At 62.4% G+C, this 20,553-nt stretch carries 18 protein-coding genes; 9 read left to right on the forward strand and 9 right to left on the reverse strand.

Annotated features, from left to right (window positions below; translation table 11 throughout):
• Positions 1-8: 8 nt before the first annotated feature.
• Complete coding sequence (locus ACSQ2A_RS15210; protein WP_295413449.1) at positions 9-377, forward strand: winged helix-turn-helix transcriptional regulator; 369 nt, start codon at positions 9-11, stop codon at positions 375-377.
• Between the two features lie 111 nt (positions 378-488).
• Here ACSQ2A_RS15210 and ACSQ2A_RS15215 read toward each other — a convergent pair whose 3' ends face one another.
• Complete coding sequence (locus ACSQ2A_RS15215; RefSeq protein ID WP_436072916.1) at positions 489-776, reverse strand: hypothetical protein; 288 nt, start codon at positions 774-776, stop codon at positions 489-491.
• Positions 777-1,014: 238 nt separating this feature from the next.
• On the opposite strand from ACSQ2A_RS15215, the gene ACSQ2A_RS15220 reads away from it, so the two are divergent.
• The 5 genes from ACSQ2A_RS15220 to infB all read left to right on the forward strand — a co-directional run bounded on the left by ACSQ2A_RS15220 (position 1,015) and on the right by infB (position 7,619).
• Positions 1,015-1,680, forward strand: coding sequence for a flavodoxin reductase (locus ACSQ2A_RS15220; protein WP_436072917.1), 666 nt, complete (start codon positions 1,015-1,017; stop codon positions 1,678-1,680).
• 134 nt (positions 1,681-1,814) lie between these two features.
• Complete coding sequence (gene rimP, locus ACSQ2A_RS15225; RefSeq protein WP_295413441.1) at positions 1,815-2,444, forward strand: ribosome maturation factor RimP; 630 nt, start codon at positions 1,815-1,817, stop codon at positions 2,442-2,444.
• Positions 2,445-4,040 carry a transcription termination factor NusA gene (nusA, locus tag ACSQ2A_RS15230; RefSeq protein WP_295413439.1) on the forward strand — a complete coding sequence of 532 codons (1,596 nt, stop codon included), beginning with the start codon at positions 2,445-2,447 and terminating at the stop codon, positions 4,038-4,040.
• Between the two features lie 25 nt (positions 4,041-4,065).
• The gene (locus ACSQ2A_RS15235) at positions 4,066-4,755 is read left to right on the forward strand and encodes an RNA-binding protein (RefSeq protein WP_295413437.1); all 690 of its coding nucleotides are present in this window, start codon (positions 4,066-4,068) and stop codon (positions 4,753-4,755) included.
• Between the two features lie 5 nt (positions 4,756-4,760).
• Positions 4,761-7,619, forward strand: coding sequence for a translation initiation factor IF-2 (gene infB / locus ACSQ2A_RS15240; protein ID WP_436072918.1), 2,859 nt, complete (start codon positions 4,761-4,763; stop codon positions 7,617-7,619).
• A 159-nt stretch (positions 7,620-7,778) separates the two neighbouring features.
• Here infB and ACSQ2A_RS15245 read toward each other — a convergent pair whose 3' ends face one another.
• The 6 genes from ACSQ2A_RS15245 to ACSQ2A_RS15270 all read right to left on the reverse strand — a co-directional run bounded on the left by ACSQ2A_RS15245 (position 7,779) and on the right by ACSQ2A_RS15270 (position 14,615).
• Positions 7,779-8,543 carry a Stf0 family sulfotransferase gene (locus tag ACSQ2A_RS15245; protein ID WP_436072919.1) on the reverse strand — a complete coding sequence of 255 codons (765 nt, stop codon included), beginning with the start codon at positions 8,541-8,543 and terminating at the stop codon, positions 7,779-7,781.
• A 273-nt stretch (positions 8,544-8,816) separates the two neighbouring features.
• Complete coding sequence (locus ACSQ2A_RS15250) at positions 8,817-9,467, reverse strand: L,D-transpeptidase (RefSeq protein WP_436072920.1); 651 nt, start codon at positions 9,465-9,467, stop codon at positions 8,817-8,819.
• Positions 9,468-9,737: 270 nt separating this feature from the next.
• On the reverse strand, positions 9,738-11,882 hold the full coding sequence (pnp, locus tag ACSQ2A_RS15255; RefSeq protein ID WP_295413426.1) for a polyribonucleotide nucleotidyltransferase: 2,145 nt from the start codon (positions 11,880-11,882) through the stop codon (positions 9,738-9,740).
• Positions 11,883-12,243: 361 nt separating this feature from the next.
• Positions 12,244-12,513, reverse strand: a complete 270-nt coding sequence (gene rpsO / locus ACSQ2A_RS15260) for a 30S ribosomal protein S15 (RefSeq protein WP_035084587.1) — start codon at positions 12,511-12,513, stop codon at positions 12,244-12,246.
• A gap of 135 nt (positions 12,514-12,648) precedes the next feature.
• On the reverse strand, positions 12,649-14,379 hold the full coding sequence (locus tag ACSQ2A_RS15265; protein ID WP_436072921.1) for a sensor histidine kinase: 1,731 nt from the start codon (positions 14,377-14,379) through the stop codon (positions 12,649-12,651).
• A gap of 47 nt (positions 14,380-14,426) precedes the next feature.
• Complete coding sequence (locus tag ACSQ2A_RS15270) at positions 14,427-14,615, reverse strand: hypothetical protein (protein WP_295413420.1); 189 nt, start codon at positions 14,613-14,615, stop codon at positions 14,427-14,429.
• A 96-nt stretch (positions 14,616-14,711) separates the two neighbouring features.
• Between ACSQ2A_RS15270 and miaB the strand changes: the two genes are divergently transcribed.
• Positions 14,712-16,103 (forward strand): tRNA (N6-isopentenyl adenosine(37)-C2)-methylthiotransferase MiaB, encoded by a 1,392-nt coding sequence (miaB, locus tag ACSQ2A_RS15275; RefSeq protein WP_436072922.1) that lies wholly within the window; start codon positions 14,712-14,714, stop codon positions 16,101-16,103.
• A gap of 1 nt (position 16,104) precedes the next feature.
• Here miaB and ACSQ2A_RS15280 read toward each other — a convergent pair whose 3' ends face one another.
• Together ACSQ2A_RS15280 and ACSQ2A_RS15285 are read right to left on the reverse strand one after the other, a co-directional pair.
• Positions 16,105-16,740, reverse strand: a complete 636-nt coding sequence (locus ACSQ2A_RS15280; RefSeq protein ID WP_436072923.1) for a hypothetical protein — start codon at positions 16,738-16,740, stop codon at positions 16,105-16,107.
• Between the two features lie 92 nt (positions 16,741-16,832).
• Entirely contained in the window at positions 16,833-17,216 is a 384-nt protein-coding gene (locus ACSQ2A_RS15285) for a GNAT family N-acetyltransferase (RefSeq protein WP_436072924.1), read from the reverse strand.
• A 1,690-nt stretch (positions 17,217-18,906) separates the two neighbouring features.
• Here ACSQ2A_RS15285 and ACSQ2A_RS15290 point away from each other — a divergent pair.
• Positions 18,907-20,025: a PhoH family protein gene (locus ACSQ2A_RS15290; protein WP_436072925.1), complete on the forward strand. Its 1,119-nt coding sequence runs from the start codon at positions 18,907-18,909 to the stop codon at positions 20,023-20,025.
• Positions 20,026-20,036: 11 nt separating this feature from the next.
• Positions 20,037-20,513, forward strand: coding sequence for an rRNA maturation RNase YbeY (ybeY, locus tag ACSQ2A_RS15295; protein ID WP_436072926.1), 477 nt, complete (start codon positions 20,037-20,039; stop codon positions 20,511-20,513).
• The last annotated feature ends 40 nt before the right edge of the window (positions 20,514-20,553 follow it).

A 20,553-nucleotide genomic window follows, 5' to 3' on the forward strand; every position in this document is an offset into this window, starting at 1 on the left:
CTTCACAAATGTCCACGACGCTTTCCTTTTCGCACGAGGACAACAGCTTTCTGGCGATGCGGACGGGGAAATGGACGCTGGTGGTGGTGGCCGAACTCAGCGCGGGCACGCGGCGCTTCAATGAATTGCGGCGCTCGATGGACGGTATTTCCCAGAAGACGCTGGCTTCCACCCTGCGCGAACTCGAGCGCGACGGTTTCATTTCCCGCACAGCCTTTGCCACCATTCCGCCGCGGGTGGATTACGAACTGACGGCCCTCGGCCGCGATCTGCTCGATCTCGTCGATGCCTGCCGGGCCTTTGTGGCGCGCAATCGCGACGCCGTCGCCTCAGCACGGCAAAATTTCGATCTCTCCAATAATATCAGCCTTCGCTAGGGAAGGCTTCGGGCGCCGCCGGAGACCGGCAGCGCCAGGAGCATCGGGCCCGGGGCGCCTTCGGGAAAAGCGGAGACTCTTTTCCGGGTCGAAGGCGCGACGGGCAGGCGCTTAGAGCCCGACGGGCGCCAGCGTGTCGGCGTCGAAGAGCTGCATGGCCTGGGTGCCGTCTTCCTGGACCACGAAGGCGCGGATCTTGCCGTTCCATTCTTCGATCGAGGTGGCGTTGATGCCCTTTTCATGCAGACGGAGCAGCGTATAGTCGTTGGCAACTTCGTCGGTCAGGTAGCTGGTGTCGACATCGGTCGATTCCACCGGAGCCGGTGCTGCAAAGGCGGGCAGGGCAACGCCGGCAACGAGAGCGGCAGTGGTCAGGGCAAGGATGCTGTTCTTGATCATTGGGTGTTCCTTTCGTTTGAACACCACAGAAATGGGCCGCCAGAATTCGGCTCCAAGACACGAAAAACAAGAATCTTGCCCTTGAAAGCGCCCCCATCGCGCCGACGGTTTCACAGGGAAATCAGGTGGTTGGAAAGAAACCCGGTTGTCGCGGGGGAACCGGGTTCCCTCAAGGTGCCCTCAGTTTGGAACCGCCCGGCGGACCATGGTGTTCTGCTGTGGCAGAGCGGAGAAAACCATGCAGATCAGCGTCAATATTCTCGACACCGTTCCCGTCACCCACAATGTCCGCCATTACCGGCTAGAACGCCCCAAGGGCTACAATTTCTCGCCCGGGCAGGCGACCGAGGTCAGCATCGATCGCGACGGCTGGCAGGACAAGAAGCGGCCCTTCACCTTTACCTGCCTGCCCGATGCCGAAAATCTCGAATTCACCATCAAGAGCTACTTTGACCATACCGGCGTCACCAATGAACTCTGGTCGCTCGGCGCGGGGGACAAGCTGATCCTGCGCGATGTCTGGGGCACGATCCAATATCGCGGTCCCGGCACGTTCATTGCCGGTGGCGCCGGCGTCACGCCCTTCATCGCCATCCTGCGACACCTCAATGCCACGGGCAAAATCGCCGGCAATACGCTGATCGTCTCGAACCAGACCGAGAAGGATATTATCCTGCGCGACGAGTTCGAGGCCATGAGCGGCCTCAAGACGCTCTGGACCGTTACCAATGACCAGAAATCAAAGCTGGCCCAGGAACGCATCGACGCCGATTTCCTCAAGCGCCATGTCACCGACTTCAATCAGAATTTTTACCTCTGCGGGCCGGACCCCATGGTGAAAGACCTGCGCGGTTTCCTCGAAGACCTCGGGGCCGACGTCGCCAATGTCACCTGGGAGCGCTAGGCGCCCCTCAAGAGGGCCCGCCAGGCCGACCTTGCCTTTTGCCGAGAGCGGCGCTATATGAGGCCTACATCGTTGCTCTCATACAGAGAGTGGTGCCCTGACCGGCCCCGCTCTTTTTGCTTATCTGGGACCCAATGGCTTTCGATCTTACCGAGAAACGCTACATCAAGGAAACCGGCCTCGAAGCCCGTGTTTCCCGCATCGTCGAGCCGGTCGCCAATGGTCTTGGCTATTCGCTCGTGCGGGTCAAGATCACTCCGGAAAATGGCTGCACCCTGCAGATCATGGCCGAAGACGAAAATGGCCGCTTCAACATCAATGACTGCGAGGCTCTTTCCAAGGACCTCTCGCCGGTTCTCGATGTCGAAGATCCGATCGACCGCGAATATCACCTGGAAGTCTCTTCCGCCGGCATCGATCGTCCCCTGGTGCGCAAGCGCGATTTCGAGCGTTTCGTCGGCCATGAGGCCAAGGTCGAACTGCTCGACATGATCAATGGCCGCAAGCGTTTTCGCGGCGACATCCTTGCCGTGGACGAAGAGGGCGTGACCATCCGCCTGCCCGACGCGCCCGGCGGTACCAACCCCGACCACAAGCTCAGCTTCGTCACCATTGCCGATGCCAAGCTCGTGATGACCGACAAATTGATGGATATGGCGCGCGCCGATCAGGAATTGCATCCGATCGACGACGATGAGACCGAAACGGTCGAATATGCCGATGCCGACAATGACGACGAAAACCTCCCCGAGGAGACGAAATAAATGGCCGTTAGCGCGAATCGCCTTGAGCTTTTGCAGATCGCGGATGCCGTTGCCCGTGAAAAGTCGATCGACCGTATGGTCGTGATCGAGGCGATGCAGGATGCCATGGAAAAGGCCGCCAAGGGCCGCTATGGCGCCGAGACCGAGATCAAGGTCGAGATCAATCCGCGCTCGGGCGAAACCCGCATGTGGCGCCTCTTGGAAATCGTCGACGCCGTCGAAGAGCCGAGCCGCCAGGTCGACCTGAAATTCGCCAAGACCAAGTCGCCCGAAGCCAAGGTCGGCGATTTCCTGACCGAACCGCTGCCGCCGATGGAATTCGGCCGCATCGCCGCCCAGTCGGCGAAGCAAGTGATCGTGCAGAAGGTGCGCGATGCCGAGCGTGACCGCATGTTCGAAGAATATACCAACCGCGTCGGGGAAATCGTCAACGGCACGGTCAAGCGCGTCGAATATGGCAATGTCATCGTCGATCTCGGCCGTGGCGAAGCCATTATCCGCCGCGACGAACTGATCCCGCGCGAAATGTTCCGCTATGGCGACCGCGTCCGCGCCTATATCTATGACGTGCGCCGCGAACAGCGCGGTCCGCAGATTTTCCTCTCGCGCACCCATCCGCAGTTCATGGCAAAACTGTTCATGCAGGAAGTGCCCGAGATCTACGATGGCGTCATCACCATCCGCTCGATCGCCCGTGACCCGGGTTCGCGCGCCAAGATCGCCGTGACCTCGAACGATTCCTCGATCGATCCCGTCGGCGCCTGCGTCGGTATGCGTGGTTCGCGCGTGCAGGCCGTGGTTGCCGAACTCCAGGGCGAAAAGATCGACATCATTCCCTGGACCGACACCATTGCCGATCTCGTGGTTTCGGCGCTGCAGCCGGCCGATGTCGCCAAGGTCGTTCTCGACGAACAGGCCGAACGCATCGAAGTCGTGGTGCCCGACGAGCAGCTCTCGCTTGCCATCGGTCGTCGTGGCCAGAATGTGCGCCTTGCGTCGCAGCTCATTGGCTGGGATATCGACATCCTGACCGAGCAGGAAGAGAGCGAACGGCGCCACAAGGAATTCACCGAACGCTCGACCCTCTTCATGCAGGCCCTTGACGTTGACGAGATGGTTGCCCAACTACTGGCTTCCGAAGGTTTCTCCTCGGTCGAAGAGCTCGCCTATATCGAGCCCAACGAAATCGCCTCGATTGAAGGCTTTGACGAAGAGACCGCCGGCGAAATCCAGAATCGCGCCGCCGAATATCTCGCCGAGATCGAGCGCAAGTTCGACGACGAGCGTATCGCGCTCGGTGTCGATGACGAACTCTACGAAATTCCGGGCCTCAACGCCGCCATGCTGGTGGCGCTCGGCAAGGAAGACATCAAGACCGTGGAAGACTTTGCCGGTTGCGCCGCTGACGATCTCGTCGGCTGGAGCGAACGCAAGGACGGGGAAACCAAGCGCTTCGAAGGCACGTTCAAGGATTTCCCGGTAAGCCGCGAAGAAGCTGAAGACATGATCCTGCAGGCGCGCCTGCGCGCTGGCTGGATCCAGGCCGATGAAGTCGCCGCCGAAGACGGCGACGAAACCGCGGAGGAGGCGGTCTAAGGACCGCCTTCTTCGGAGTGATGTCGTGGCCCGGCGCGAAGAAACCATAAGGACATGTGCTCTCACCCGGCTCGAAAAGCCGGTTGAGGAACTGATCCGTTTCGTGCTCGGCCCCGATGGCACCATCGTGCCCGATACCGATGCCAAGGCCGAAGGCCGGGGCGTCTGGATCAGCCTCAGCTACGAATCCGTTGCCGAAGCTGTCCGCAAGAAGGCTTTTGCGAAAAGCCTGAAAGAAAACGTGACCGTGCCGCCCGATCTGGCGGATCTGACCCGGCTGCGGCTCGAACAAAGATTTTCCTCGGCTCTCGCCATGGCGCGAAAAGCCGGCCAGTTCACCTCCGGCGGCATGAAGGTGAAGAGCGCCATCGAAGGGGGGCAGCTGATCGCGCTGCTTTCAGCGACCGATGGCGCGGCCGATGGCAAGAACAAGATGCTGGGGGCCCTGCGCGCCCTCAATCACGCCCGCCGCGAGGGCAGCGCAGCCGGCAAGCAGGTGCCTCATTTCGAATTGCTCTCAAGCGTGCAATTGGGTTTGGCACTTGGACTAGAAAATGTGATACATGCTGCCCTCATGACAGGGGCGGCAGCCCAATCGGCGCTGGATAAGGCCAATCGACTGGCCCGCTACAACGCCAATCCGACGGATAACGACACCGACCGCCCTGCGGTAACCGGTGTGCTTTTGTCCGTGGAACAGGACGAAAGACGATAGGAAGTATGGCTGATAACGACGACAAGCGTTCTGACGATTCTGGCGCCAAGAAGACGCTGACCCTCAAGGGTGGTCCGGGTCTGGGCAATCGCGCCGGCACGTCGCGCGGTCCCTCGCGTGCGACGGTGGTCGTGGAGAAGCGGACTCGCGTGGTTCCCAAGCCCGCCGGCGTGCCCTCGGGCCCACAGGCAGGCGGCGGCCGTCCCAGCGGTTCGGGTCGCCCCGGCCAGGGTCGCCCCGTGCAGGCCCAGCGTGCACCGCTCGGTCTTTCGGCTGCCGAAGCCGAAGCCCGCCAGAAGGCGCTCGCTCTCGCCGGCGCTCGCGCCGCCGAGGACAAGGAACGCTTTGCGGCCGAAGAAGCGCGCCGCATCGAGGACGACAACCGTCGTCGCCAGATCCGCGAAGAAGCCGCGCGCCAGGAAGAAGAACGCCGTCAGGCCGAAGAAGCCCGTCGCGCCGAGGAAGACGTTGTCGCGGCTCCCGAGCCCGCTGCAAGCGCCGCACCGGCACCGGCTGCTGCGCCCGAACCGCGCCAGCCTTTCGTGCCGGCGAGCCAGCGCAATCCCGGCCCGTCTGCAGTTCGCACCGTTTCGGGCCGTCCCGGCCAGTCGGCGCGCCCGCAGCGCAGCGAGCGGCCTTCGAACGAACGCCCGTCCAACGAGCGTCCGTCCAATACCCGCCCCGATGGCGAACGGCCCAATCCCAATGCCCGTCCGACCGGCGATCGCCGCCCGGCCGGCTCCACCGGCACGCGCCCCGCTGGTACGGCTACCCGTCCCGCTGGTGAACGGCGTCCGGCCGGCGCCGGCATGGCTCCGATCGGCAATGTGCCGCCCGCCGCACCGAGCGAGGCCGATGGCCGTCGCGTTCGTACCGGCGCGCCGCAGCAGCGTCCGACCACCGAAGCCGAGCTCGAGAATGCCCGCCGCGCCTCGCGCGCCCAGCCCGAACGGCCCTCGCGCCGCGTCGACGATGGTGCCGCCCGCGGCCGCCTGACGGTTTCGAGCGCCACGACCGAGAGCGATCGTGATCGCGGTCCCTCGCTCGCCGCCATGAAGCGTCGTCGCGACAAGAAGATGGGCCGCAACCAGCAGGATGCGCCCAAGCTGATCCGTGAAGTCGTGATCCCGGAAGTCATTACGGTGGGCGAACTCGCCAACCGTATGGCCGAACGCTCCGTCACCGTCATCAAGATGCTGATGCAGCAGGGCAATATGGCCAAGATCACCGACGTGATCGACGCCGATACGGCTGAACTCATCGCCAGCGAACTCGGCCACACGGTCAAGCGCGTGTCCGAAGCCGACGTTGAGGAAGGTCTCTTCGATCTTCCGTCCGACGACAAGGCCGAGGATCTGACCGATCGTGCGCCTGTCGTGACCATCATGGGTCACGTCGACCACGGCAAGACCTCGCTCCTCGACGCGATCCGCGAAGCCAATGTGGTTTCCGGTGAAGCCGGCGGCATCACCCAGCATATCGGCGCCTATCAGGTCGAAAAGAACGGCACCAAGATCACCTTCCTCGACACCCCGGGCCACGAGGCGTTCACCGCCATGCGTGCCCGCGGCGCCCAGGCGACTGACATCGCGGTGCTGGTCGTGGCGGCCGATGACGGCGTCATGCCGCAGACCATCGAATCCATCAAGCACGCCAAGGCGGCTGGTGTTCCGATCATCGTGGCCATCAACAAGATGGACAAGCCGGACGCCAATCCCCAGCGCGTGCGCACCGAACTGCTTCAGCACGAAGTGTTCGTGGAAACCATGGGCGGCGACGTGCTCGATGTCGAGGTTTCGGCCAAGACCCGTGCCGGTCTCGACAAGCTCCTTGAAACCATCCTGCTGCAGGCCGAAGTCCTCGAACTCAAGGTCGCCCGCGATGGTCGCGCCGAAGGTATCGTGGTCGAAGCCAAGCTCGATCGTGGTCGCGGCGCCGTGGCGACCGTTCTCGTCCAGCGCGGCACGCTGCGCGTCGGCGACATTCTCGTTGCCGGCACCGAGTTCGCGAAAGTTCGTGCCCTCATCAACGACAAGGGCGAGCAGGTCAAGGAAGCTGGTCCCTCGGTTCCGGTTGAAGTTTTGGGCTTTACCGGCGTGCCCTCGGCCGGCGATCGTTGCTCGGTCGTCGAAACCGAAGCCCGTGCCCGCGAAGTCACCGAGTATCGTCAGCGCGCCATCCGTGAAAAGACGGCCGGCGGCGGCGCCACCAGCCTCGAGCAGATGATGAATCAGCTCAAGGCCAATGGCATCGCGAAGTTCCCGCTGATCATCAAGGGCGACGTGCAGGGTTCGGTGGAAGCCATCGTTGCCAGCCTCGACAAGCTCGGCACCGACGAAGTGTCGGCGCAGATCCTGCATCAGGGCGTTGGTGGTATCACCGAAAGCGACGTGACCCTGGCAACGGCCTCCAAGGCCGTCATCATCGGCTTCAACGTCCGCGCCAACAAGCAGGCCGCAGATCTTGCGACCCGCGAAGGCATCGAAATCCGCTACTACAACATCATCTACGACCTCGTGGATGACGTGAAGTCGGCCATGTCTGGTCTCCTGGCGCCTGAGCGTCGCGAAACCTTCATCGGCTACGCGGAAATCCTGGAAGTCTTCCAGATCACCAAGGTCGGCAAGGTCGCGGGTTGCCGCGTCACCGAGGGTCTTGTGGAACGCGGCGCCGGCGTGCGTTTGCTGCGCGACAACGTCGTCATCCACGAAGGCAAGCTCAAGACGCTCAAGCGCTTCAAGGACGAAGTCAAGGAAGTCCAGGTCGGCCAGGAATGCGGCATGGCCTTCGAAAACTACGAAGACATCCGCGCCAAGGACGTCATCGAATGCTTCCGCGTCGAGACCGTGCAGCGCACGCTGTAAGGCGAATAAGGCTCAGAAACACCAAGGGCGCGGTTTCGACCGCGCCCTTTTCTTTGAGCATTTCCCAGACACCAAACCCACCGCTGCCGTCGTTGCCGGGCTTGTCCCGGCAATCCATCTCGGGGAGCCTCTCCACCGTGCGGATGGCATGGAGAGAGCCTAGTGCGCCCCACGCTCCCTTGCGAACCGCTCCACCCACTCCCGACTCGTCGCATCGGCCATCTTGGCTGTCGGTACGTCCATGGCCTCGGCAATGGTGGGATCAAGGCCCAGCCGTGCAAAAATCTCCGCCAGCGCCCGCTGTGGCGCGGCCGTAACGCCTTCGTAGGTCAGTCTCAGCGGAGTGATGCCATGGGCCGCAAAGAAGAGGTCCCAGGCCCGGTCATCCTCTTCCAGTTCCGCCAGCACCTCGGCAATCCTCTTGCGGTCATAGACCGGCTCCGGCCGCTCCTCTGAGCCTTCAAGAACGCTGCCATCGGCATTGAGGTGCCAGAGGCCCGTCTGCTCGGCACGCACCAGCGAAACGGCCTGACCGAGCTTGTCGCCGCGCGAGAGGTGAATGTAGAGCAGGGGCCCGAACGCCTCATTGAGGCGTTGGGCCACATCGCTGGGCCCGCCAAGAGCCCGCTCCAGCCGCCGGCCGGCATCGGCGAGGCTGGGATACATCACCCGCAACCCGAAGATCCCCGTGCCCGCCGCGCCCGCCTCCCGCATGGCGGCAAGATAAGCGCGATCAAATGCCGGCGCATCGGTGCCCCCGGCAAGCGATACGCCCCATTCCTCCGCCCAGTAGGCAATATCGACCTCCCGAAAATACGAGTTCGGTCGCCCGGCCACGCCGCTGCGATGGAGCATTTCGCAGATCAGCGTACTGCCCGAGCGCGGCGTGCCGCAGATGATGTAGGCGCGCGGAGTTTTGGTCATGAACGGCCTCGAAGTGGACCGCCATCATGCATATCGCTCGCCCGACGAAAAGGCGCTTGTGCCAGATGAGCAGGATCCAAAAGACGAAGAGCCCGCTCCTTGCGGAACGGGCCCTGGATGCCGGATGCGGGTGACTACGGTATGGTCCGCAGCCGGCAATCTATTTGGAGGTCATGGCGAGGGCGCAGCCCTCAGTCACACGATCCGCCAGAAATGTTGCGGCGACATTGCGCCAGGCATGGTCCGGAAAAATGGATACCGGTTTTCCGTGCCTTATGCGTTGATCACCGTCACGCGCGTGCCCGAGGGAACACGGGAATAGAGATCGATGATGTCCTGGTTCATCAGGCGAATACAGCCCGAGGAGACATTGGTGCCGATCGTATAGGGCTCGGTGGTGCCATGGATACGGAAAAGCGTATCGGCGCCGTTTTTGTAGAGGTAAAGCGCACGCGGCCCAAGCGGATTGGTCGGACCCGGCTCCATGCCGCCGGCATAGGGGCCGTAGCGGTCGGGCTCGCGGGCAATCATCGACTTGGTCGGCGTCCAGCGCGGCCACTGGGCCTTGCGGCCGATGGTGGCATCGCCGCGGAACAGCAGCGCCTCGTCCTTGCCCACGCCAATGCCGTAACGCAGAGCCCGGCCGTTCTCCATCACGAGATAGAGATAGTGGGCCGGCGTATCGACCACGATCGTGCCGGGGCGTTCGGTCGTGTAATAGGCCACTTCCTGGCGCCACCATTGCGGATCGACACGGCGAAGGTCCATGGCGTCGACCAGATAGGGCTCGGTGGTCACCGGACCATACATGCGCAGGTAATAGGGATCGATGACCGGCTCCTGAACCACGGGCTGACGCGTGGTCGAACAGGCTGCCAGGGTCGTCGCTGAAAGACCGAGAAGGAAAAGGCGGCGGGAAATCAAAACTGGAACCTCGGGACAGGCAGGGAGAATCGAGAGGGCAGGGAGCGGACTCTCGTCCTTTGCAGTAACGCTTCTCCCGCTTAACGTGGCACGAATGCGGCGGTTCCTCGCCACAATGTGATCATAGTTGGCGCTGTTGCGGAAATCCCACAGGTTTCACGGCTGTGTGATCTCAAGGGCGAGGAATGGCCTCCATGGCCGCCTCCTGGGCGAAAATGAAAAGGCCCGGATCGCTCCGGGCCTTTCGCAGTGCTTTTCGGAAGAAGCGCCTTATTCGGCTGCGTCGTCCTTGGCTTCCTTGACCAGTTCCTTGCCGGTTGCCTGGTCGAGCACCTTCATGGAGAGGCGGACCTTGCCGCGCTCGTCAAAGCCGAGCAGCTTGACCCAGACCTTGTCGCCTTCCTTGACCACGTCGGTGGTCTTGGCAACGCGCTGGTCGGCCAGCTGGGAAATGTGGACGAGGCCGTCCTTGGCGCCGAAGAAGTTGACGAAGGCGCCGAAATCGGCGGTCTTCACCACGGTGCCCTGATAGATGCCGCCGACTTCGGCTTCATCGGTGATCGAGCGGATCCACTTGATGGCGGCTTCGATCTGGGTGCCGTCCGAGGACGAAACCTTTACGGTGCCGTCGTCTTCGATATTGATCTTGGCGCCGGTCTTTTCGACGATCTCGCGGATCACCTTGCCGCCGGTGCCGATCACTTCACGGATCTTGTCGGTCGGGATCTTCAGCGTTTCGATGCGGGGAGCGAATTCGCCCACTTCGCCGCGCGAGGCCGAGAGAGCCTTGGCCATTTCGCCCAGGATATGGATACGACCGTCCTTGGCCTGAGCCAGGGCGATCTTCATGATCTCTTCGGTGATACCGGCGATCTTGATGTCCATCTGCAGCGAGGTCACGCCCGCTTCAGTACCGGCCACCTTGAAGTCCATGTCGCCGAGGTGATCTTCGTCACCAAGAATATCGCTGAGGACGGCGAACTTTTCGCCTTCAAGGATCAGGCCCATGGCGATACCGGCCACCGGGCGCTTCATCGGCACACCGGCATCCATCAGCGCCAGCGAGGTACCGCAAACGGTCGCCATCGAGGACGAGCCGTTGGATTCGGTGATCTCGGACACGATACGGATCGTGTAGGGGAATTCTTCGATCGAGGGACGGATCGGGTTGATGGCGCGCCATGCGAGCTTGCCGTGACCGATTTCGCGACGACCGGGCGAACCCATGCGGCCAGCTTCACCCACCGAGTAGGGAGGGAAGTTGTAGTGCAGCAGGAAGTTTTCCTTGCGGGTGCCTTCGAGCGAGTCGATGAACTGCTCGTCTTCGGCGGTGCCGAGGGTCGCAACGACCAGGGCCTGGGTTTCGCCACGGGTGAAGATGGCCGAACCGTGAGTACGCGGCAGGACGCCGACTTCCGAGAGGATCGGACGCACGGTCTTCAGGTCACGGCCGTCGATACGGCTGCCGGTGTCCAGAATGTTCCAGCGAACGATCTTGGCCTGGAGGTTGTGGACGACTTCGCCCAGAACTTCCTTGGTCAGCTCGCCCGCTTCGATCTTGGCGGCAAAAGCCTCCTTGACCTTGGCATTGGCAGCGTCGACCGCAGCGTAGCGCGAGGCTTTTTCGGTGATCTGGTAGGCAGCGCGCAGATCGGCTTCGGCAATGGCGAGAACTTCAGCTTCGAGAGCCGAGAAATCGGGAGCCGTAAAGTCGCGCGGTTCCTTGGCAGCAAGCTCGGCGAGCTTGATGATCGCCTGGATGACCTTGGCGCTTTCGGCGTGGCCGAACATGACGGCGCCGAGCATGACTTCTTCGGAAAGCTCCTGGGCTTCCGATTCAACCATGAGCACGGCGTCCTGGGTGCCGGCCATGACGAGGTCGAGCTTGGAATCGTTGCGGCGATCAATGGACGGGTTCAGCACATAGGCGCCATCGATATAGGCAACGCGTGCTGCGCCGATCGGGCCCATGAAGGGCACACCCGAAATGGTCAGGGCAGCAGAGGCTGCGACCATCGAGAGCACGTCGGGATTGTTTTCCATGTCGTGCTGCAGAACGGTGATGACCACCTGGGTCTCGTTCTTGTAGCCATCGGGGAAAAGCGGGCGGATCGGGCGGTCGATGAGGCGCGAAACCAGGGTTTCGTTCTCGGACGGACGGCCTTCGCGCTTGAAATAGCCACCCGGGATCTTGCCGGCGGCAAAGTACTTTTCCTGGTAGTTGACGGTCAGCGGGAAGAAGTCCTGGCCCGGCTTGGCGGACTTGGCCGACACGACGGTGGCGAGCACAACGGTTTCACCCAGCGTCGCGAGCACGGCGCCATCGGCCTGGCGGGCGATCTTGCCGGTTTCGAGCGTCAGCGGCTGGCCGCCCCAGTTGAGTTCGACCTTGTGGTGGTCAAAATTGATCGACATCTTTTGTCTTTCCATTCTGCCGGAGCGCGGGAACGCGGGATAGGCGAGGGCCCACGAACGCTTCCGGTGTGCCCGCACCGGCGCCGTACCCCATGTACGCACCAGCTCAAAATCAGGCACTGTTTCTGTCTCTGACAGGTTCAGAACATGGACAAGACAACAAGCGGCTCCACAGCGGAAGGCGCCAATAATCCTGCCATGCTCCGGCGCTGCCGGCCTAAGGGGCAATCACCGCCCCAGTATATGCCCGTTCAGTCTGGTCGCGCTTTCGAACCGGAAAGTGGTACCCACGTTTCCTGAAACCGCTCCTGAAAGGGCAACCGGCGCGGAAGGTAACCCCCGCGCCGGAATTTTTGTCGTCTTAGCGACGCAGGCCGAGCTTTTCGATCAGCGTCTTGTAGCGGTTCTCGTCGACCTTCTTGAGGTAGTCGAGGAGGCTACGACGGGTCGAAACCAGCTTGAGGAGACCACGACGGGAGTGGTTGTCCTTGTTGTGGCCCTTGAAGTGCTCGGTGAGGTTGGCAATGCGCTCGGAAAGGATCGCAACCTGCACTTCCGGCGAGCCGGTATCGTTGGCAGTGGTGGCGTATTCCTTGATCAGGGCGGTCTTGCGCTCAGCGGTAATCGACATCGGCAAATCCTTCTAGAATTTTGAGGATGAAAGAGCCCCAGCCAGGATGTCGTCCAGGTAGGGCCTGTTAATAGCGCGGGCAAAGTTGAGCCTGCTGGCGGTCCCTATAGTGCAAAGCACCAGACAAAGCCAGACTTATTGATTCTTGCGCTCTTGCAGCTGCTCGTCCGGCCGCACCGCGGCAAAGGCCGGATCGAGTGCGGTCATGGGAATGTCGATGGTCCACTCGACCCCATCGGCATGCTCGTGCCGCTCGACTTTGGCCCCCAGCGCGCCGCCCACCATGGAGCGCAACACGGTCGTGCCAAAGCCCGCCCTCTCGCTGGCCTTGAGCGGTCCCGACAAGGTCTCGCGCCAGCGCATGGCGAGCTGATCGCCATCCTCGACCCAGGTGAGGGTCAACCGGCCCTTTTCGTCGGCAAAGGCGCCATATTGGGTCGCATTGACGGCCAGCTCGTGCACCGCCATCCCCAGGATCTGCGCGCCCTGCGGGTTGATCCTGAGATCGGCCCCGTCAACCGTCACCCGCGCGAGCTCCTGCGGCCGGAAGGGCGCCAGGTGCAGGTCGACGAGTTCGCGCAGCGATACCCCGGCCCGTCCATGCGCCAGCAGCAGATCGGTCGAGCGCGCCAGGCCCATGATGCGGCGCTCCAGCGCCTCGACATAACGCGGCACATCGGTGGCGCCCCGCGCCGTCTGCTTGGCCATGGCGGAAATGACAGCCATCTGGTTTTTCGAGCGATGCGCCAGTTCGCGCATCAAAAAGCGCACATCGCGTTCCGCCGTCTGCCGCTGCCGCGAAGCCTGCACCAGGGCTTTCGACACTTCATCGATTTCCGCCACCGGGTAATAGCGCTCGAAGACGGCTTCGCCGCGCCCCAGGCGCTGCGCATCGAGCCTCAGGCCCCGCACCGAGCGGCTCAGCTGCTGGGCGATGAAGACAGCGATCAGCGAGGCGACCACGGCAATGACGAGACCCCAGGCCGCCAGTTGCAACAGGGATTCACCAAGGGGGCGCTTCACCTGCGCGGCCGAGGCCCAGGCGATGATGCGCCAGCCGGTCAGGCCCGAGCGCCATTCGGCCGTCACCACTTTTTCATCGTGAAACACCTCTTCGGTCCAGCCCGAAGCCGTGTCCTCGAGATTGCGCCGCATGGGCAGGGTGTCGCCGATGGAGAATTCGTCCCCGGTGGTCGAGGCAATCACCGTATTGGTGCCATCGACCAGCGCCGCATTCCAGCCCTGCGGCAATTCCCGCGATTGCAGCACCGGAATGAGATCGCGCGCGTTCTGCGTCAAGGCAAGCAGCCGCACCGGCGCGTCCTCGGAGAGCGGCAGCCACACATTATAGACCCAGGTCTGTGCCACCTGGCCGAAGAACAGGTTGGAAACGGTCGGGCGCGCCCGTTCAAGCGCCCGGGCCGCGGTGATCATGTCGGATGTCTGGCCCAGCGGCGCGCCGAATTCCACGCGGCTGTTGACCAGCTGATTGGCATCCTCGTCGATACCGATGATGTAGGATCCGGTGCCGGCCAGGGCTATGGTGGCGCGACGATGGAATTGCTCGAGATCGCCTGCTTCAAGGGACTGATCCGAGGAGAGCACGCGCAGCGTCGTGATCATGCCCGAAATTTCGCGATCCACCGACTGGCCCATGGCCTGCACAGTGGCATTGGTCAGGGATTCGACGACCTTTTCCTGCGCGTCATTGGTGCTGTTGAGCAGGACCAGCGCCACGATCAGCGCCGGCAGGAGAATGACCAGCATGAGCGCAAACAGATAAAGCGCGACCGGCTGGGGCCGTCGCGACTGGAGACTCCTTGCCTTGCCGGAGTCCGCGACCCGGTCGTGGGCATGTGCTGCCATGGCGTCCTGATCCTTGTCGGCTGGCAGGTTAGGCCCAGGCGGGCGGGTCAATACTTTGCGCTAGCGTCGCTGGCCGGAAAACTCTCGTCTACGGCCTCGTCCACCTTATCCCATTTCCGCGGCTTGTCAGCCTGTGCTTCCGCCCCGGCATTGCGCACCTGTACCGGGGAATCGCCGGGGCCGGGCTTTTGTCCATCCCGCATGGCAGCAGCCTGATCCTTTTGTGCTTTGGTCATGACACAGTCCTTTGCTCTCCGGTGACACAACACGCTCGCCCCCATGCCGGTTGCAGGCGGTAGCGTCATACCTGATGGTCTGGTAAATAGCCCGTCATGAACCAGATCGCGCCGAAGAAGCTCTTCATCAAAACCTATGGCTGTCAGATGAATGTCTATGACAGCGACCGCATGGCCGACGCCCTGGCGCCGCATGGCTATGCGCCGACCCAAGACATGGCTGAAGCTGATCTCGTGCTGCTCAATACCTGCCATATCCGCGAAAAGGCGAGCGAGAAGGTTTTCTCCGAACTCGGCCGCCTCAAGGAACTGCAGAACGACAAGCGCGCCACCGGCGGCGACCTGATGATCGGCGTTGCTGGCTGCGTCGCCCAGGCCGAAGGCGAGGAAATCGCCCGCCGCGCCCCCATGGTCGACATGGTCTTTGGGCCGCAGGCCTATCACCGCCTGCCCGACATGCTGAAGAAGGCCGAAGGCAATCGCCACATGCACCCGGCCCTGCGCCGCGCCGTGGTCGACACCGATTTTCCCGAAGAAGACAAATTTGCTCATCTGCCGGCGGCCAAGAAGGACGTCACCATCGGTCGTGGCCTCACCGCCTTCCTCACCGTGCAGGAAGGCTGCGACAAGTTCTGTTCCTTCTGCGTGGTGCCCTATACCCGTGGCGCTGAAGTCAGCCGCCCGGTGGCCCAGGTGCTTGAAGAGGCCCGCCGCCTCGCCGATGCCGGCGTCAAGGAAATCACCCTCCTCGGCCAGAATGTGAACGCCTATCACGGCGAAGATGCTTCAGGCCGCGCCGTCGGACTTGGTGAGCTGGCTTATCTTCTCTCTGAAATCCCTGGCCTTGAGCGCCTGCGTTATACCACCAGCCACCCGCGCGACATGGACGATGCGCTGATCGCGGCGCATCGCGACCTCGATTTCCTCATGCCCTATCTGCACCTGCCGGTGCAGTCCGGTTCCGACCGCATCCTGAAAGCCATGAACCGCAAGCACAATGCGGCCGAATACATGCGCCTCATCGAGCGCATCAAGGACGCGCGCCCCGACATGGCGTTTTCGGGCGATTTCATCGTCGGCTTCCCCGGCGAGACCGACGCGGACTTTGAGGACACGCTGAAAATCATCCGCGATGTCGGCTATTCTTCGGCCTATTCCTTCAAATACTCGACCCGCCCCGGCACGCCCGGCGCCAACCTCACCGAGCAGGTGGAAGAATCTGTGAAGGTGGAGCGGCTCGCGCGCCTGCAAGAGCTGGTCAACAAGCAGACCACCGATTTTCATGCCTCCTGCGTCGGCCGCACGCTTCCCGTGCTGATCGAACGCGTCGGCCGCATGCCGGGGCAGGTGGGTGGCCGCTCGCCCTATCTGCAGGCCGTGCATCTCGAAGGGTCTACGGACCTTATCGGCGGGATTCACGAGGTGGAGATCATCGGCACATCGACCAATTCGCTGGTCGGACGTTTGCGGCAGGCGGTTGCGGCCTAATTCAGCCAGCGTAGAAGAAGTAGACCCGGCCCCCTTCCGGGTCTACGAGCGTGACGCTGCCCCCCTTGCCGTAGGAATAAGCGGCACCCGGCAGGCTCATTGTCTCATTGGCTTTCTCAAGCCACGCCTCGTCCACCTCGATGCTGTAGCCGTATTTGCCCAAATACCCCTCGACGCCAGAAGCCTGCCAGCGGTCAAAATCCCTGGCATAGTCGATGGGCGTGGAATGCCAGGCACCGGCATAGTCGGCGAGCCTGGAGCCTAAATTTGCTCCCTGCTCCGACGCCCATTTCTTGCTGTAGTCGTCTAGTCGGTACACCACGAAACCGGTTTCGGCGTCCCCGGGCCCTCCGATCCCCCAGCTCTCTTCAAGCCGATACTCTATTTCGGTCGCTTCCAAAGGTTTTGGCAGATGTCCAAACAGGAGCGAGTGTTCCCACTGTTTCAAACCAACAAGGGGCACGGCGATAAACGCGACCGCGCTGAGGATGAGAAAGAGTCGGCTAAGGATCTGGTTGGGGCGGGTGCGGCGCCATCTAAGGAGGAGGAAGCGAAAAAACAGCCAAACGACCAATGCCGCCAGGCCCAGGACAATCAGCGGCGAAAGCCCCAGTATTGCCAAGTAAGCTATTTCCATGAGGCGTCCCGCCTGGCGTGATTTACCTGCTCAGCTACAACGAGCTTGTGATCTGAGCCATCCGGCTTTGTCTGGCGCAGCCGAAACATTGCCTAAAGCGCAACAAGCCCAGCTTCCGTCGGTCTGAACCCGCAGGCGCGATAAAACTCGGTGAGATGCGGTTCGAAATCGACGTGGAGCCACTTGGCGCCGCGCGCCCTTGCTGCATCCTCCGCAGCCTTCACGAGCTTGGTGGCAATACCCTGCCGTCGAAAATCCTGGTGCGTGCAGGTGTCGAGAATGAAGGCATGCACGCCGCCATCCCAGGCGACGTTGACAAAACCCACCAGCGCCTCGCCTTCATATGCCCCGACATGAACGAGGCTGCGCGACAGCACCGGCTGCCAGCTCGCCGGTCCCGCATCGCCCCATGCGGAAAGCCAGAGGACACGCATGATGTCGTCGGCTGGAAACGGATCGACGGCGATGTGGACCATGGTTGCTCCTTACCTCAACTCTATAGCGACTATTTCTAGATGCACCGCGCCAGGCGTGACCACCCACCTCTCCCTTGGGGCCATGAGAGCTATGCCGGCAAGTTCCGCGCGCGAAAATGCCCCCTCATCCGGCGCTTCGCGCCACCTTCTCCCCGAGAGGGAGAAGAACAGGCCGGCGCATGAAAGAGCAGCGGCCCCCTCTTATTCCTCTCCCTCTAGGGGAGAGGTGGCTCGGCAAAGCCGAGTCGGTGAGGGGGGCTGATCTATCCATCTTATCCCCACGGTAAAAAACTGTGCCAATCTCTCCCCGTTCCCACCGATAACACGCGGTACCGACGAAGTGCCGGGTGGGAAGTCGGGCTGCTTGAGGTCGCTCAGGCGGATGCGTGGATGCCGACCACCGGCCAAGCGGCGGAGCGCCCCCGTCGTGCTGTCTACGGACAAGCACGTCCGACGGCGCTTCGGACCGTAAAACCCCAAAAGGGGGCCGCTCGAGGCATGCGCAAAAAATCCCGGACGTGGGAAGCGGCTTTCGCCTCTTCTATTTTTGCGTTTTTGGGGCGAAAGCCGCTTTTCACCGTGCGCCCGAAGGGCATCGCGCTGTGCAACCGCAAAGCCGAAAGGCCAGGCGGATATTGGTGTTGGGTGCAGTAGCGGCCTCCCATCGACCCTTAGCGCGCCGGCTAATTTCAGCGCGGCTACCGCCTGCCGCCCACGCAACTCCCCAAAAACCACCTTGCCCGCCAATGCCCGTTGAAGATCGATCCCACATCAACCTCATCCAGGTGACCTGCCGACCCGGAGCCCCTGTTCCCATGTCCTCCCAAACACCGATGCCCCTGGGTCAATGCTGGTCAGGGATCGATCAGGGGCCAACCCCATCCAGGCGACCTGCTGGCCCGCAAGGCCCCGAAGTCCACTGTCCATGCCCTCTCCAAAAACAGCGATGGCCCTTGGGTCGACGCCGGTTGAGGATCGACCCCACGTCAACCTCATCCCGGTGATCTGCCAACCTCAAGAGCCCCAGTTCCCATGTCCTGCCAAAGCACCGATGCCCCTGGGTCAATGCCGGTCTGCGATCGATCGGAGGCCAACCCCATCCAGGCGACCTGTCGGCCTAAAGCCCCCCAAAGCCCACACTTCTCCACGCCCCTCTCCAAAAACACCGACGCCCCTGGGCCGACGCCGGTTGGGGATCGATCCCACGTCACCCTCATCCGAGTGTACCAACCTCTAGGCCCCCGGAGCCCCATTCCCCATGTCCTGCCAGAACACTGATACCCCCGGGTCAATGCCGGTCGGGATCGATCAGAGGCCAACCCCATCCCCGCCATCTGCCGGCCTCAAGCCCCCAAAGCCCGCTCTCCATGCCCTCCCCAAAAACACCGATGCCCCTCGGGTCGACGCCGGTTGGGGATCGGCCCCGGGCCAACCCCATGCTGGCCACCTGCCGGCCCTCAAGGCCCCCGGACCCCACCCCCCATGTCCTCCCCAAAACACCGATGCCCCTTGGGCCGATGCCAGTGGAGGATCGAGTTTGGCCAAAACCTCACGCCATTCGAGCGTAGCTCTCATGGCCTCCAAGCCGAAAATCGCTCCACCGGAGCGATTTTGCCGCCTTGCGGCAGGCTTGGAGTGTCACAATTTATCTACAGACATCGAACCCAAATCATCCTAGCCTCATTAATGCATGGGCGACGCGCTCCGCGGCGCCCCCTTCGGGAGCCGAGAAAGTTTGAGCAGGCACTTGCCACCCACCGCCGATAACGCCCTCGCATCGCAACTCGAACTCGCCTTTGACGACAATCGCCTGGCTGCCCAGCTCTACGGCGATTTTGACCAGAACCTCGCCCTCATCGAACAGCGCCTATCCGTCTCGGCCACGCCGCGCGGCAATCATGTGCTGTTGAAAGGTTCGGCGTCACGGGTTGACCAGGCGCGCCGCGTGCTGGAATCGCTCTACACAAGCCTTGAAGAAGGCCGCAGCGCCGACATCGCCGATGTCGACGCCGTCATCCGCATGGTCGAGACCGAAGACAGCCAGCTGACCCTGCCCACGCTTGAGCGCAAGGGCAAGGTGCGCATGGCCCAGATCGCTACGCGAAAGGCCACCATCGCCGCCCGAACCCCAGCCCAGGACGCCTATATGCGCGCCATGGATCGCTCGGAGCTCGTCTTCGGCGTCGGCCCCGCCGGTACCGGCAAGACCTATCTCGCCGTGGCCCATGCGGCTTCGCTCCTCGAACGCGGCGATATCAACCGCATCATCCTTTCCCGTCCCGCCGTCGAAGCCGGCGAGCGTCTGGGTTTCCTCCCGGGCGACATGAAGGAAAAGGTCGATCCCTATCTGCGCCCGCTCTACGATGCGCTCTACGACATGATGAAGCCCGAAAATGTCGAGCGCTGCATCACGTCGGGGATCATCGAGGTTGCTCCGCTCGCCTTCATGCGCGGCCGCACCCTCTCCAATGCGGTCGTCATCCTCGACGAAGCCCAAAACACTACATCCATGCAGATGAAGATGTTTTTGACCCGCCTGGGCGAGAACTCGAAGATGATCGTCACCGGCGACCCGACCCAGGTCGACTTGCCGCGCGGCGAAAAATCGGGGCTGGTGGAAGCCGTCAATCTGCTCGATGGCGTCGAAGGGGTGCATATCAGCCGCTTCAACGACAAGGACGTGGTGCGTCACGCACTTGTTGGGCGGATCGTCAGGGCCTATGAAGCCGATACCGCGCGGCGCCTCGCCCAAAAGGACGGGGACACGGAAGGACTGGCGCGGACACTGGGCAATTTGCCCCGGAGCTGACCCACACCCTTATGCCGCCGATTCCCCCGCTTGAAATCGCAGTCATCCGCAATGCGGATGACTGGCCCGACCATTTTGACGCCCTTGCCGAGCGCGCGGTGCTCGCCGCCTTGGCCGGTGCCAAGCCCAAGGTAAAGGGCGCCGCCGAGATTTCGGTGCTGCTCACCGATGACGCGGAACAGCGCGAACTCAATGCGCAATATCGGGGCAAGGACGCGTCGACAAACGTCCTGAGCTTCCCGCAAATCGAGCCTTTCGACCCCGTCATCGGCATTTTGGGCGACATTACGCTCGCCCGTGAAACCCTCATCCGCGAGGCCGAAGAACAGGGCACCAGCCTTGAAGATCATTTCACCCATCTCGTTGTGCATGGCTTTTTGCACATTTTGGGCTATGATCACCTCGATGAGGACGAGGCCCAGGAAATGGAAGGCCTCGAAACCCAGATACTGGCCGGGCTCGGCATTGCCGATCCCTACGCCGACTAGGCCGACGAATTTCCGGCCTGGTTGCTTTATTTGTCCATAT

Origin of the sequence: Devosia sp. LjRoot3 (assembly GCF_964252865.1) — a bacterium.
In the GTDB taxonomy this organism is placed as follows: Bacteria; Pseudomonadota; Alphaproteobacteria; order Rhizobiales; family Devosiaceae; genus Devosia.